This window comes from Streptomyces sp. AM25 (assembly GCF_058146165.1).
The window spans coordinates 308528-321301 of the sequence record NZ_JBKIWN010000003.1 but is presented as its reverse complement, the minus strand read 5'-3'; the positions used below and the strand labels follow the sequence as shown (position 1 = coordinate 321301).

Genomic DNA, 12774 nt, shown 5'->3' with positions numbered 1-12774 from the left:
AGGCATTCATGGAAGCGGCGCGCACCCTCTGGCAGTTGACCGAACCCGTGCACGCGGTCACCTACTTCGCGCCCGAGGCGCTGGACGCCTTCCGGGAGGCGGGGCTGCGGGGCTGGCGGCGCGGCTACTTCGCGGGCCGGGCCGCACCGCTGGGCCCCGTCGGCCCGGAGCCGGTGACGGCGGCCTTCTTCAACTTCGCGCCGTCCATGGTGGCGCGGGCCCTCCCGGAGGTCTGGGGGATCACCCCGCCCGAACGGGCCCTGGAACTGCGCCTGTCGGGCGCCCGGGCCGCGCTGCGAAGGCTCCTGGCCGGCCGGGAGAAGGAGGCGGAGCGGGCGGCGGAGCTGCTGGCGGCGTGCGTGGCCGGGCTCGACTGCGGCGGCCGGGTGCTGGCCGCCGCGAACGCGGCGCTCGGCCTGCCGGAGGAGCCGCTGGAGCGGCTGTGGCAGGCGGCGACCGTGCTGCGGGAGCACCGCGGGGACGGGCATGTGGCGGCGCTGGTCGCCGCCGGGCTGGACGGGTGCGAAGTCCTGGTGCTGCGGGCGGGGATCGACCTGCCGCGGTCGGAGCTGCAGCCGTACCGCGGGTGGACGGACGAGGAGTGGGAGGCGGCCGGCTCGCGGCTGCGGGAGCGGGGGTTGCTGAGGGGTGACGGGCGGGCCACGGACGCGGGCTGCCGCCTGCGCTTGGAGGTGGAGGAGGCGACGGACCGGGCCGCGGGGCGGGCCGTTCCGGCGAATGCCGGTGAACTGGCGGATGTACTGGAGCCATTGGCCGAGGCCTGTGCGGTGGCGCTGCGCTATCCGAATCCGATCGGGTTGGGGAGGTGACCAACCACCCCGACGCCGCATCCTCCTCACGCCATGAACCGATCACGCGCGGTCATCCCGAGATGCCGAGATGTTGATCAGAGCTGTTCTCGGTGTCCACCATCTGTCCCGCCCCCCTGCCCCCTGCCCCCGAAACGTCGGCGTTGTTTCAGGGCTAAGGTTTCTCCGGGGTTACGCAGGGCCACGGAGCCTGCGTTTCACGACAGGACCGGCCGTGAAGGGACGACATGGCTCAGCGCAGGGTGAAGCAGCCGGACGCCGTGGCGCCGTCAGCCGGCCCGGCTGCTGTCCGGGCTGGAGCGACGACGTCGGCCAGTTCGTGGCCGACGTGCGTGAAGATCTCCTCGAGGGTGCGGGCGAGCTTCAGCTCGTAGGCGGTGGGCTCGTGGTCACGTGTTTGGTTCGGGGCGAGGCAGGGCCACGTGCTGCTGGTCGTTTCGGTGGTCATGAAGATCTCCGTAGGGACCACAGGTCCAGGACGAGGCGGTCCGAGGCACAGCGTGAGACGCAGAGCATCATCGTCTCGCCTGTGGCGCGTTCGGACTCGCTGAGCAGAAAGTCACGGTGGTCGGACGCGAAGTGGTTGCGCGAGCCGACCACGCAGACCGTCCGGCCGGGGCCCGGCTTGGTGTGCATGTGGCGTGAACCGCCATGTGAGGAAGGTTCGTTGAACACGGCCAGGCGATAGACCGCCGGGGCGTCCGGGTCGGGACGAACCCTTGCCTGCCTGCTTCACAAAGGGGGTAAACCATGAGTACTGAGAGATTTAGCGCTGAGTCAACCGTCTCGTCCCCCTCTGTCGCCGAGCCGGCGTACGGCTCTCCAGCCACCGTCGGCCGGCCCGAACCCTCCCGTGCGTACCCTGTGCTTCACGGCATCAGTGCATGGGTCCGGAGGACCTCTCCATGACGGCCGACACCCCCCGTGGCACCGCAGACCGCACCGCGGACACGGCGGCGCCCGCCGCCGTCATCGGCGCCCGCTTCGAACGTTTGCCCCTGTGCCGCTGGCACGTCACCGTCCGGCTCGTCATCGGCGTGGTGACCTTCTTCGAGGCCTTCGACCAGTTGCTCATCGCCTACGCCCTGCCCGAACTGCGGGCCGAGTGGCGGCTGACCACCGGGCAGACCACCTCCCTGATCACGGTCGGGTCCATGGGCATGCTCGTCGGCGCGCTGCTGTCCGGCCGCCTGGCCGACCGCATCGGCCGGGTCAAGGTGATCGCGGCGTGCATCGCGCTTTCCGGCGTATGCAGCCTGCTGCTCACGTTGTGCGCCTCGCCGGGTCCGTTCATGGCGCTGCGCTTCGTCCAGGGCCTCGCCATCGGTGGCGAGGTGCCGGTCGCCGCCGCCTTCATCACCGAGATCACCCGCGCCCGCAAACGCGGGCGATTCGTGCTGCTGTACGAGCTGGTCTTCCCGGCGGGTCTGACGGCATGCGGCTTGCTGGCCTGGTGGTTGATGCCGCTGCTCGGCTGGCGCTGGGTGCTCGGCCTCGCGGCGATCCCCGGCGTGCTGTGCCTGCTGGTCACCCGCCGCGTACCGGAGTCGCCGCGCTGGCTCGCGGACCGCGGCCGGCACGAGAAGGCCCTCACAACGATGGCCTCCATCGAGGCGAAGGTGGAGAAGATCACCGGTGAGCCACTGCCGCAGCCGGCACCCACGGCGGCCACCGCACGGAAGCACGCCGCCAAGGGCGGACTGCGCGAGATCCTCTCCGGCCGCTACCGCAAGCGCACCCTGGTCGTCTGCGCCCTGTGGTTCAGCGGCTACTTCGTCAACTACGGCATCTCGTCGGCAACTGGAGGATGTGGCGCCGTAAGTGACCGTCCCCGACTCCGTCGAACCGCGCTTCCGGCGGAGCGCCGACTTCAGCGGTCCTGTGGCCGCCATTCGAAGAGCAAGATGGTCGCGTCGTCCCGCAGTTGGCTGCGCTGGTGGTCGAGGATGGCGTGGATGAGCAGTCGCAGTACCTCGGCCGGGCGCTGGCCGGCGGCGGAGAAGCGGATGATGAAGTCGGTGAACTGGTCGAGGCCGAACTCCGAGCCCTCCGCGTCGCGTGCCTCCACGACGCCGTCGGTGTAGAGCAGGACGCGGTCGCCCGGTTCCAGGGTCGTCTCGTGGACCTGCCGGGCAGGGAAGGGGAGTTGGCCGGCCAGGCCGATCGGGGGCTGTGCGGGGCTGTCGAGTGCCCCGTCGAGCACCCGCTCGGCACGGATCAGCAGCGGGGGCGGGTGGCCGCAGTTGACCCAGCGCAGCGCCCCGGTGTCCGCGTCGAGCCGGCACATCACGCCGGTGCAGAAGTGGTCGGGAAGCCACTCGGCGAGCGCCTGGTCGACGGAGCCGACGACGTCGACCAGGTCGCCGCCGCCGCGGCGGGCGTTGCGCGCCGCCGCCATGGCGACCGACGTGGTCAGGCCGGAGGTCAGATCATGGCCCATGGAGTCGAGGATCATGGCGTGCAGGACGTCCTTGACCACGGAGTGGTCGTAGGCGTCCCCGGCGACGTCGTACGCCGGCTCCAGGACCGCGGTCGAGACGCATTTGCTGCTGCCGACGGTGTGGGGCGGCAGGAAGGCCCGCAGCATCTCGGTGGGCAGCCGCATGGTGGCGGTGCGGGCGAGGCCGGCGAGCCAGTCGCTGTAGGCACGCTTGGAGGTGATCAGCATCGCGACCAGGTGCGCCAGCATCCGGCTGCGGCGCATCCGCATCCCGTCGAGCGAAGCGGTCCGCACCGCCAGCACGCCCAGCCGCTCCGCACCGTCGACCAGCGGCAGCCAGACGATCATGCCGTCCTCGGCGTCGGCCACCCGGGGGGATACCGTGCGGTACGCCCAGCCGGCCGACGTGCGGTCCACCTCCAGCCGCTCCGAGGCCTCGTCGAGGGGGATGAGCAGCTGTTGCTGCAGGTCGACGAGGTAGATCAGCGCAGAGCTCAGGCCGAGGGCCGTGGCGCAGCGGTTCGCCAGGTCGGGCAGCTCGAACGGCAGGGCCGTCTGCGCCTCGACGATCAGCTCTTCCAGCCGGTTCTCGTCGACGGCGCCGGGACGGCCGGGCGCGAGCGGAGGCTCCGACACGGGGAATCACCCCTTCCGTGCCCAGTCTCACACCGATCCCGGCCGCTCTCACGTCAGGCGGTGGCGGGCCGGGCCGGCCTCACACCCGCTCCAGCACCGTCACGTTCGCCTGCCCGCCCCCCTCGCACATCGTCTGCAGGCCGAGCCGGCCGCCCGTCCGCTCCAGCTCGTGCAGGAGCGTCGTCATCAGCCTGGCCCCCGTCGCCCCCAGCGGATGCCCCAGCGCTATCGCGCCGCCGTTGACGTTGACCCGCTCCGGGTCGGCCCCGGTCTCGCGGAGCCAGGCCAGGACCACCGGCGCGAAGGCCTCGTTGATCTCCACGAGGTCGACGTCGTCCATCGTCAGGCCCGCCTTCTTCAGCGCCCGCGCCGTCGCCGGGATCGGTGCCGTGAGCATCCGGATCGGGTCCTCGCCCCGCACCGACAGGTGGCGGATGCGGGCCCGGGGGGTCAATCCGTGCTCCCGCACCGCGCGTTCGCCCGCCACGAGCAGGGCGGCCGCGCCGTCCGAGACCTGGGAGGAGACGGCCGCGGTCAGCAGCCCGCCGGGGAGCACCGGCTTCAGGGCGGCCATCTTCGCCGGGGACGTGTCCCGGCGCGGGCCCTCGTCCGCCGTCACGTCCCCGTACGCCACCGTCTCGCGGGCGAAGCGGCCCTCGTCGAGGGCGCGCACCGCGCGTTCGTGGGAGCGCAGCGCGTACTCCTCCATGGCCTCGCGCGTGATGCCCCACTGCTCGGCGATCGCCTCCGCGCCGTGGAACTGGTCGACGGGCCGGCCGCCGTAGCGCGCCCGCCAGCCCTGCGAGCCGGCGAACGGGCCGCGGTCCAGGCCGAGCGGTTCGGTGGCCCGGCGGGCGGCGTAGCCGATGGGGATCTGCGACATGTTCTGGGTGCCGCCCGCGACGACGAGGTCCTGGGTGCCGGAGAGCACGGCCTGGGCGGCGAAATGGACGGCCTGCTGGGAGGACCCGCACTGCCGGTCGACGGTGACGCCGGGCACCTCCTCGGGCAGCCCGGCCGCCAGCCAGCTCGTCCGGGCGATGTCGCCGGCCTGCGGGCCGACGGTGTCGACGCAGCCGAAGACGACGTCGTCGACGGCGGCCGGGTCCACGCCGGTCCGTTCCATCAGGGCCTTGAGGACGTGCGCCCCGAGGTCGGCGGGGTGCGCGGCGGCGAGCCCCCCGCCCCGCCGCCCGACCGGCGTGCGCACGGCTCCGACGATGAATGCCTCGCTCACCACAGCCTCCTAGACGGACTTGTCGAAGCCCGTGCGGTACCGCGCCCCGAAGGGGCGCGGAGAACTGCGCGATCAGCCACAGACAACCCGCAGCCGACAAACCACGCTTCCAGCAGAGCGCTACGGCACGGCCAAACCATCCAGCACCATCGACAGGTACTGCCGGGCGATCTCCTCCGGCCCGTGCTCCCCGTCCGGCCGGTACCACGAGGCCGCCACCCACACCGTGTCGCGCAGGAAGCGGTAGGCGAGGCGGGGGTCGAGGTCGGTGCGGAAGGCGCCCTCGGTCGCGCCCCGCTGCAGGGTGCCCAGCCAGGCCTGCTCGAACTTCCGCTGGGACGCGGCGAGATAGCCGAAGCGGGGCAGGCCGACGAGGTGTCGCCACTCCTTCTGGTAGACGGCGACGGCGTCCCGGTGCCGGTCGATCTGCCGGAAGGATTCGGTGACGAGGGCCTCCACGGTGGCGCGGGGGCCGAGGCCGGCCGCGAGCACGGCGTCGTAGCCGGTCCACAGTTCGCCGAGGAAGGCGGAGAGGATCTCGTCCAGCATCGACTCCTTGGAGTCGAAGTGGTAATAGAGGCTGCCCGCGAGCATGCCCGCCTCGTCGGCGATGCGGCGGACCGTGGTGGCGCGGTAGCCGTGTTCGGCGAACACCCGGGCCGCGGTCGCGAGCAGTTCGGTCTTCTTGCTGGTCGGCTTACTGGTCGGCACGGTGTCATTGTCCGTCACGCGCGCTGGCTGCTGACGGCGACGGTCTCGCCGGTCATGTAGGAGGAGTAGCCGCTGGCGAGGAAGACGATCACGTTGGCGACCTCCCAGGGCTCGGCGGAGCGGGCGAACGCCTCGCGTGAGGTGAGCTCCTCCAGCAGCTCCGGTCCGGTGACCCTGGCGAGGTGCGGGTGGACGGCGAGGCTGGGGGCGACGGCGTTGACGCGCACCCCGTAGGCCGCGGCCTCGACGGCGGCGCAGCGGGTGAGGGCCATGACACCGGCCTTGGCGGCGGCGTAGTGGGCCTGGCCGCGCTGGGCGCGCCAGCCCAGGACCGAGGCGTTGTTGACGACGACGCCGCCGCGCCCGGCGGTCCGCATGCGGCGCAGGGCGGCGCGGGTACAGCGGAAGGTGCCGTTCAGGGTGACGTCGAGGACGGTGTGCCACTGCTCGTCGCTCATGTCCGCGAGGTCGGCCGTGCCGCCGAGGCCCGCGTTGTTGACGAGGATGTCGAGGGTGCCGTGGCGTTCCTCGGCGTGGTCGAGGAGGGCGGCGACCTGGTCCTCCTGCGTGACGTCGCAGGGCAGGCCGGCCACCTTCTTCTCGCCGAACTGCTCGGCGCAGTCGGCGACTTTGCTGCGCAGCCGGGCCTCGTGGGCGTCGCCGAGCACCACGCGCGCGCCCTCTTCGAGGAAGCGCCGGGCCGTCGCGCCGCCGATGCCGGTGCCGGCGGCGGCGGTGATCACGGCCGTCCGGCCGGCCAGCAGGGCGTGGCCCGGGAGATAGGGCGGAGCACTGGCGAGTGACTCCTCGACGCTGCTCATGTCCGCACGGTAACCTACCAAGCACTTGTTAGGGAAGGATGGCCATGACCACTGCCCCGACAGTGCGCTACGAGCGGCTCGGCCCGGTCGCGACGGTCACCATGAACCGCCCCGAGTACCGCAACGCCCAGAATTCCGCGATGACTTACGCCCTCGACAGCGCCTTCTACGAGGCGTCCGCCGACGACGCGGTGAAGGTCGTCGTCCTCGCGGGCGCGGGCGACCACTTCTCCGCGGGCCACGACATCGGCACTCCGGAGCGCGATGCCCATCTGCCGTTCGCGCGCCGGGCCGGACTGTGGTGGGACCACGCGGACAAAAAGGGAGCCGAGCAGCGGTTCGCGCGGGAGTCGGAGGTCTATCTGGGCATGTGCCGGCGCTGGCGGGAGCTCCCGAAGCCGCTGATCGCCTCCGTCCAAGGGGCCTGCGTGGCGGGCGGGTTGATGCTGGCGTGGGTGTGCGACGTGATCGTGGCGAGCGAGGACGCGTTCTTCGCCGACCCGGTGGTGCGCATGGGCATTCCCGGGGTCGAGTACTTCGCCCACCCCTGGGTGATGCCGCCGCGGATCGCGAAGGAGTTCCTCTTCACCGGCGACCGGATGGGCGCGCGGCGCGCGTACGAGATCGGGATGGTCAACCGCCTCGTCCCGCGGGAGGAACTCGCGGCGGCAACACGGGAGTTGGCGGAACGCATCGCCCGGATGCCGCGCATGGGCCTCACGCTGGCCAAGCGGGCGGTCAACCAGGCGGAGGACCTGCAGGGGCTGCACACGGGCCTGGACTCCGTCTTCGGGCTGCATCACCTGGCGCACGCGCACAACGCGGAGACGTCGTCGGACCCGCTGCGCGGCATGGATGCCCGAAGCATGAAAGAGGCGTGATGGACCTCGACTTCAGCGCCGAAGAGAACGCCTTCCGCGCCGCGGCGCGGTCCTGGCTCGCCGTGCACGTGCCGCGCACGCCGCTCCCCTCACTGGAGACGGCGGAGGGCTTCGCCCGGCACCGCGCGTGGGAGCGGACCCTGTACGAGGGCGGCTGGTCGGCGGTCTCCTGGCCGGAGACCTACGGCGGGCGCGGCCGTTCGCTGCTGGAGTGGCTGGTCTTCGAGGAGGAGTACCACGCGGCGGGCGCCCCCGCCCGGGTCTCCCAGAACGGCGTCCACCTCCTCGCGCCCACCCTCCTCGCGCACGGCACCGAGGAGCAGCGCGCCCGCGTCCTGCCGCCGATGGCGCGCGGGGAGACGGTCTGGGCCCAGGCGTGGTCCGAGCCGGAGGCGGGCTCGGACCTGGCCTCGCTGCGCTCCGTGGCGCGCCCGGCCCCGGGCGGCTGGCTGCTGAGCGGGCACAAGACGTGGTCCTCGCGGGCCGCCTTCGCCGACTGCGCCTTCGGGCTGTTCCGCAGCCATCCGGGGGCCGGGCGGCCGCACCAGGGGCTCACGTACGCGATGTTCCCGCTCGGCGCGGAGGGCGTGACCGTGCGGCCCATCGGCCGCCTCGACGGCAGGCCCGCCTTCGCGGAGCTGTTCCTGGACGAGGTCTTCGTGCCGGGCGCGGACGTCGTCGGTGCGCCGGGCGACGGCTGGCGGGTGGCGATGAGCACGGCGGGCAGCGAGCGCGGGCTGACGCTGCGCAGCCCCGGCCGGTTCACGGCGGCCGCCCGGCGGCTGGTGGAGCTGTGGCGCGCGACGGCGGATCCGGGCGACACGGCGCTGCGGGAGCGGGTCGCGGACGTGGCGATCCGGGCGCGGGCGTACCAGCTGTACGGCTACGGGCGGGCATCGGGGGACGGGGACGGCGCGGGGACGGCGGAGTCCAGTCCTGTCAAGGTCTTCTGGTCGGAGCTGGACCTCGCCCTGCACGAGACGGCGCTGGACCTGCTGGGCGCGGACGGCGAACTCGCGGGCACGGACTGGGCGGAGGGCTGGACCTTCGCCCTCGCGGGGCCGATCTACGGCGGGACGAACGAGATCCAGCGCGACATCATCGGCGAGCGGCTGCTGGGGCTGCCGAAAGGACGGCGCGGGTGAGGTTCCTGCCGGACGCGGAGCAGAGGGAGTTCGGGCGCACGCTGGACCGGATGCTCACGGCGTCCGGCACCCCGCCGACCGTCCGGGCCTGGGCGCGGGGCGACTGCGCGCCGGGGCTGGCGCTGTGGCAACGGGTGGCGGATGCGGGGGTGTTCGACCTGGCGGCGCCGGAGGCGTACGGCGGGGTGGGGCCGCTGCCTGTCGAACTGGCGGTGGCGTTCGTCGAGTTGGGGCGGCACTGCGTGCCGGGCCCGCTGGCCGAGACGGTTGCGGCCACGGCGCTGCTCGCGCACCTGGGGGAGGCGGGGCCTGCGCGGGAGTGGGTGCCGCGGGTGTGCGCGGGGCGGGCGCCGGTGACGCTGACCTTGCCGGGCGGGGGTCCGTACGCACTGGACGCGGAGGCGGCGGAGGCGGTGTTCACCGTGGCCGGCGAGGACCTGTTCCTCTCCCCCGGCCACGGGCCGGTGCGACCCTCGGTCGACCCCGCGCGCCGGCTGGCCCGCCCGGCCGGCGGCGGCGCGCTGCTCGCCTCCGGGCCGGCGGTGCAGGCGGCGGCCGCGCTCGCGGCCGACTGGGCGGCCTTCGCAACGGCCGCGCAGGCGCTGGGCGTCGGGCTCGCCCTGCTGGACCGGACGGTCTCCCACGCGCGGCGGCGGACCCAGTTCGGTGCGCCGATCGGCTCGTTCCAGGCGGTCAAGCACCGGCTGGCGGACGCGTTCATCGGGCTGGAGTTCGCCCGGCCGCTGGTGTTCGGGGCCGCGGTGGCGCTGGCGTCGGGGGCGCCCACCGCGCGGGCCGAGGTGGCGGCGGCCAAGGCCGCGTCCTGCGACGCGGCCCATGCGGCGGCCCGCACGGCGCTGCAGGTGCACGGTGCGATCGGGTACACGGCGGAGTACGACCTGTCGCTGTGGATCGGCAAGGCGCGGGGGCTGCGGTCGGCGTGGGGCGGCCCGGCGGAGTGCAGGGCCCGCGCCATCGAGATATTTTCCAAGTAAAACACTTACTAACCACCTGCTAATGTCTTTGCATGGCAAAGCCCCCACGCGTCCGGCCGCTGCCCCTGCGCGGCCTCCTGCGACTGAACCGGCCCGCGGACATCTGGCCCAAGCCGGCCTTCAGCGCGGCCCTCGCCATGGCGGTACCCGACCTCGTCCTGCTGACGCTCGGCCGCCTCGACCTGGTCCTGTACACCGCCGCGGGCGCGCTCTGCGCGCTGTACGGGCACGACCGGCCCTACGCGGCGCGGGCCCGCACGCTGGCCTGGGTGGTCCTGGGGGCGGTGGCCGGCGCGGGCGCCGCCCTGACCAGTGCCGCGCTCGTCCCGTCGACGGCGGTGCTGGTCCTGCTCGCGGCGCTGGTGGCGGCGGTGCACAAGGTGCTGTGCGACGCGACGCGCGTCGGCCCGCCGGGCAACATCGTGCTGACCTTCGTCTCGTCGACCATGTTCTTCGTGCCCCAGCGGATCGGGGACGTCCCCGCGCACCTGGGTCTGGTCCTGGCCGCGGGCGCCTTCGCCTGGCTGGTGTGCATGGCCCCGGCGCCGGTGCGCCCGCACGGGCCCGAACGCATCGCCGTCGCCCGCGCGTTGGAGGCGGCCGGACGGCTGCTCCGCGCGGAACCGTCCGGCGCCGCCCGGGCCCGGCACGCGGCGGCCACCGCCTCCGGCGCCGCCCGCCGGGCGCTCGCCGGCACCCCGGCCCACGTCGCCGGACCGCTGCACCACCTCGTCCTGCAGGCCGAGGCCGCGCTGACGGGCCACGGGGGCGACGCCGGGCAGCTGGCCGACCGGGCCCGCGCCCTGCGCAAGGGCGGGCCGCTGCCCGCGGAGGCCACGCCTCCGCCGCCCCCCGGCACCCCTCCGGGACCGCTCCTCGGCAGGCTGCGCCCCGGCTCCCCGCTGCTGCCGCTCGGGGCCCGGGTCGCGGTCGGGGCGACGCTGGCCGGGTGGGCGTCCCTGGCCCTGGGCAGCACCCACCCCTACTGGGCCGTGGTGACCGCCGCGTCCGTCTTCCAGGCCAACACCACGCTGTCCTGGCAGCGCGCGGTGCAGCGCGTCGTCGGCAACGTCCTCGGCCTGGCGCTCTTCACCGCGCTGCTGCCGCTCACCCGCTCGGGCGCGGTGGCAATGGTGCTCACCGCGCTCGTCCTCCAGGTGGGGGCCGAGGCGTTCATCTCCCGGAACTACTGGCTGGGCACCCTGTGCGTCACGCCCATGGCGCTGCTGTTCAACGAGTTCGCCGGGAGCCGGCCCGCCGCACAGCTGATCGGCGACCGCTGGACGGACACCCTCGTCGGCGCCGCGGTCGGGCTGCTCACGTGCATGCTCGTCACCAACCGGCGCGCGGCGGACCGGACCGAGGCCGCCCTGGCCCGCGTCCGCGAACTCCGGCACGCGGCCGCCGCGGACCCCGCCCCGCACCGGGACCGGCTCGCCGCCGCGCTCGTCGAGCTGCGGGAGGCGGCGGACGTCGCGGCCGGCGAGTGGTGGCAACGGGCACTGCCCGACGAGCGGTTGACGGAGGAGGAGCACGAGGGCCACCGCACGCTGGCCGCACTCACGGGGCGGACCCCGGAGCGCGCGACGGCGGCGTAGCCGGGGGCGTGTCCCATGGGTCGGCACAGACTGTGCGGCGCCGAGGACCGACAAGGTCGGAGAGCCTCCGTTCCCGGGCACGTACTGCTCACTGTGCAATCCCGAACCGGGAAGCCCGGCCTCACCGTGCGAACAGACACCGAGGCCCCTCTCACGCTGTCCTAGCGTCTGTCACCAGCGATTCACGCCCCTGCGGCGTGCAGGCACTCGGCCACTTCGCCCGACGACGAAACGAGAATCCCGCATGTCCAAGCGACGCATCATGCAGCTGGCCGCGGTCGCGGCCGCGATCCCCGCTCTGCTCATGGGCACGTCCGGCTCCGCCTCGGCCAGCGGCCCCATCACCTGGACCAACGACGCCACCGGTGGCTGTCTGGTCAACGCCATCAAGAACGACAACAGCGGATACCACGTCTACGCGAGAGTTCCCAGTTCGAACGACCTCTGGACCTGTGGGTTCGACAGCGACACGGACACGAAGAAGTGGGTCGATTCCCAGAACAACCTCGAGAACCCCGACGGCGCGTGGGCTCAGCGTTCCGGTTTGAACGGCGATTACTGCCTCGCCATGTGGCCGGACTCCAACGAGCAGGGGCACGTCTACTTGGAACCCTGCTCCAGCCCTGTGAACTACTACCAGCAGTGGTACGAGAAGTGGGACGGGCACCGTTTCAACCTCGTCAACCGCCAGACCGGAATGTGCCTCGACAGCAACAAGCGGGAAGAGGTCTACGCCATGAAGTGCAACGGCGGCAACAACCAGCGCTGGTTCTAGGAAAGCGGCGCCGCCCGGTCCCCCACGCCGGCCCGGTCCAGGTCAAGTGCCTGGCACAGGTGCACCGTTCATGCGCCTTCCGTGAGCGTCATGACGCGTCGCGCCAGCCACAGGTCGTAACGCACGCTGGGAGAGCGGAGCAAAGACCGTTCGAGGAGCGCCTCGACGCGTGCGAGCCGTTTGCGCGTCGCGGTCGTCGAGAGGGAGAGGGCGGCGGCGGTCGGGCCGAGCCGCCCGTCGTTGCACAGGTAGACGGTCAGTGTCCGGTCGAGTTCGTCCGAGGAAGGCAGCGCCCTGATCGGGCCGAGCTGTCGGCGGGCCCATGACACCACGGCCGGCTGCACGAGGAGTTCGTCGAGTGAAGGGACCGTCCCGGTATCCCGGTTGTCGGACGGCGTCGTGTCCGCGCGGACGGCCAGGGCCAGGAGGGACTGGTCGGCCAGGCGGTCGAGGTCCAGATTCAGCAGTTCCTCGATATGTCTGAGGCGGGCCGACAGCGTGTTCCGGTGGATCTTCAGGTGTGAGGTCGCCTGGGAGGAGAAGGTCAGCCACGACGCAGCCGTGGCCAGAAGCTCCCCGCTGTCGGGGTCCTGGGGGCGTTTCGCCGAGTAGGCGCGCAGGGGTGCCAGCACTCCCTTCGCCCAGATTGCCGCGGCCGGCCCGATGGTGAGCGCCAGATCCGGTCGGCACGCGAACTTCGCGTGC

General features: G+C 73.0%; 13 protein-coding genes and 1 pseudogene. 7 read left to right on the top strand and 7 right to left on the bottom strand.

The features are described from left to right. Positions 1-8: 8 nt before the first annotated feature. Entirely contained in the window at positions 9-830 is an 822-nt protein-coding gene (locus tag ACLHRZ_RS05445) for an SCO6745 family protein (RefSeq protein WP_490417090.1), read from the top strand. Between the two features lie 232 nt (positions 831-1062). Here the strand turns inward: ACLHRZ_RS05445 and ACLHRZ_RS05440 are convergent, their stop codons facing one another. Together ACLHRZ_RS05440 and ACLHRZ_RS05435 are read right to left on the bottom strand one after the other, a co-directional pair. Then, on the bottom strand, positions 1063-1278 hold the full coding sequence (locus ACLHRZ_RS05440; protein ID WP_490417089.1) for a recombinase-like helix-turn-helix domain-containing protein: 216 nt from the start codon (positions 1276-1278) through the stop codon (positions 1063-1065). After that, positions 1275-1466, bottom strand: coding sequence for a hypothetical protein (locus ACLHRZ_RS05435; protein WP_490417227.1), 192 nt, complete (start codon positions 1464-1466; stop codon positions 1275-1277). The genes ACLHRZ_RS05440 and ACLHRZ_RS05435 overlap by 4 nt, the downstream gene beginning before the upstream one ends. Positions 1467-1735: 269 nt before the next feature. Between ACLHRZ_RS05435 and ACLHRZ_RS05430 the strand changes: the two are divergent. Beyond that, a pseudogene (locus ACLHRZ_RS05430) lies at positions 1736-2626 on the top strand (MFS transporter); the annotation flags it as partial. Between the two features lie 74 nt (positions 2627-2700). Here ACLHRZ_RS05430 and ACLHRZ_RS05425 read toward each other — a convergent pair. The 4 genes from ACLHRZ_RS05425 to ACLHRZ_RS05410 all read right to left on the bottom strand — a co-directional run bounded on the left by ACLHRZ_RS05425 (position 2701) and on the right by ACLHRZ_RS05410 (position 6675). Beyond that, the gene (locus ACLHRZ_RS05425) at positions 2701-3906 is read right to left on the bottom strand and encodes a PP2C family protein-serine/threonine phosphatase (protein WP_490417088.1); all 1206 of its coding nucleotides are present in this window, start codon (positions 3904-3906) and stop codon (positions 2701-2703) included. Positions 3907-3985: 79 nt separating this feature from the next. Further along, positions 3986-5143: an acetyl-CoA C-acetyltransferase gene (locus ACLHRZ_RS05420; protein ID WP_490417087.1), complete on the bottom strand. Its 1158-nt coding sequence runs from the start codon at positions 5141-5143 to the stop codon at positions 3986-3988. Between the two features lie 120 nt (positions 5144-5263). Further along, the gene (locus ACLHRZ_RS05415; protein WP_490417086.1) at positions 5264-5854 is read right to left on the bottom strand and encodes a TetR/AcrR family transcriptional regulator; all 591 of its coding nucleotides are present in this window, start codon (positions 5852-5854) and stop codon (positions 5264-5266) included. Positions 5855-5868: 14 nt separating this feature from the next. Continuing rightward, complete coding sequence (locus ACLHRZ_RS05410; protein WP_490417085.1) at positions 5869-6675, bottom strand: SDR family oxidoreductase; 807 nt, start codon at positions 6673-6675, stop codon at positions 5869-5871. A 44-nt stretch (positions 6676-6719) separates the two neighbouring features. On the opposite strand from ACLHRZ_RS05410, the gene ACLHRZ_RS05405 reads away from it, so the two are divergent. The 5 genes from ACLHRZ_RS05405 to ACLHRZ_RS05385 all read left to right on the top strand — a co-directional run bounded on the left by ACLHRZ_RS05405 (position 6720) and on the right by ACLHRZ_RS05385 (position 12069). After that, a complete protein-coding gene (locus ACLHRZ_RS05405; protein WP_490417084.1) occupies positions 6720-7556 on the top strand; it encodes an enoyl-CoA hydratase in 837 nt (278 codons plus the stop codon). Further along, positions 7556-8701 carry an acyl-CoA dehydrogenase family protein gene (locus ACLHRZ_RS05400; protein WP_490417083.1) on the top strand — a complete coding sequence of 382 codons (1146 nt, stop codon included), beginning with the start codon at positions 7556-7558 and terminating at the stop codon, positions 8699-8701. Before ACLHRZ_RS05405 ends, ACLHRZ_RS05400 begins: the two co-directional genes overlap by 1 nt. Beyond that, on the top strand, positions 8698-9696 hold the full coding sequence (locus ACLHRZ_RS05395; protein WP_490417082.1) for an acyl-CoA dehydrogenase family protein: 999 nt from the start codon (positions 8698-8700) through the stop codon (positions 9694-9696). Before ACLHRZ_RS05400 ends, ACLHRZ_RS05395 begins: the two co-directional genes overlap by 4 nt. 32 nt (positions 9697-9728) lie before the next feature. Next, positions 9729-11294, top strand: a complete 1566-nt coding sequence (locus ACLHRZ_RS05390) for an FUSC family protein (protein WP_490417081.1) — start codon at positions 9729-9731, stop codon at positions 11292-11294. Positions 11295-11538: 244 nt separating this feature from the next. Beyond that, positions 11539-12069 carry an RICIN domain-containing protein gene (locus ACLHRZ_RS05385; RefSeq protein WP_490417080.1) on the top strand — a complete coding sequence of 177 codons (531 nt, stop codon included), beginning with the start codon at positions 11539-11541 and terminating at the stop codon, positions 12067-12069. A 68-nt stretch (positions 12070-12137) separates the two neighbouring features. On the opposite strand, the gene ACLHRZ_RS05380 is transcribed toward ACLHRZ_RS05385, so the two are convergent. Beyond that, positions 12138-12774 (bottom strand): helix-turn-helix domain-containing protein (locus ACLHRZ_RS05380; protein WP_490417079.1); only part of this gene is annotated, 637 nt, incomplete at its 5' end.

Bases quoted from the DNA above. Each gene is read 5' to 3' on its own strand.
- ACLHRZ_RS05445 (WP_490417090.1), top strand. From the start codon at position 9: ATGGAAGCGGCGCGCACCCTCTGGCAGTTGACCGAACCCGTGCACGCG.
- ACLHRZ_RS05440 (WP_490417089.1), bottom strand. From the start codon at position 1,278: ATGACCACCGAAACGACCAGCAGCACGTGGCCCTGCCTCGCCCCGAAC.
- ACLHRZ_RS05435 (WP_490417227.1), bottom strand. From the start codon at position 1,466: ATGCACACCAAGCCGGGCCCCGGCCGGACGGTCTGCGTGGTCGGCTCG.
- ACLHRZ_RS05410 (WP_490417085.1), bottom strand. From the start codon at position 6,675: ATGAGCAGCGTCGAGGAGTCACTCGCCAGTGCTCCGCCCTATCTCCCG.
- ACLHRZ_RS05405 (WP_490417084.1), top strand. From the start codon at position 6,720: ATGACCACTGCCCCGACAGTGCGCTACGAGCGGCTCGGCCCGGTCGCG.
- ACLHRZ_RS05400 (WP_490417083.1), top strand. From the start codon at position 7,556: ATGGACCTCGACTTCAGCGCCGAAGAGAACGCCTTCCGCGCCGCGGCG.
- ACLHRZ_RS05390 (WP_490417081.1), top strand. From the start codon at position 9,729: ATGGCAAAGCCCCCACGCGTCCGGCCGCTGCCCCTGCGCGGCCTCCTG.
- ACLHRZ_RS05385 (WP_490417080.1), top strand. From the start codon at position 11,539: ATGTCCAAGCGACGCATCATGCAGCTGGCCGCGGTCGCGGCCGCGATC.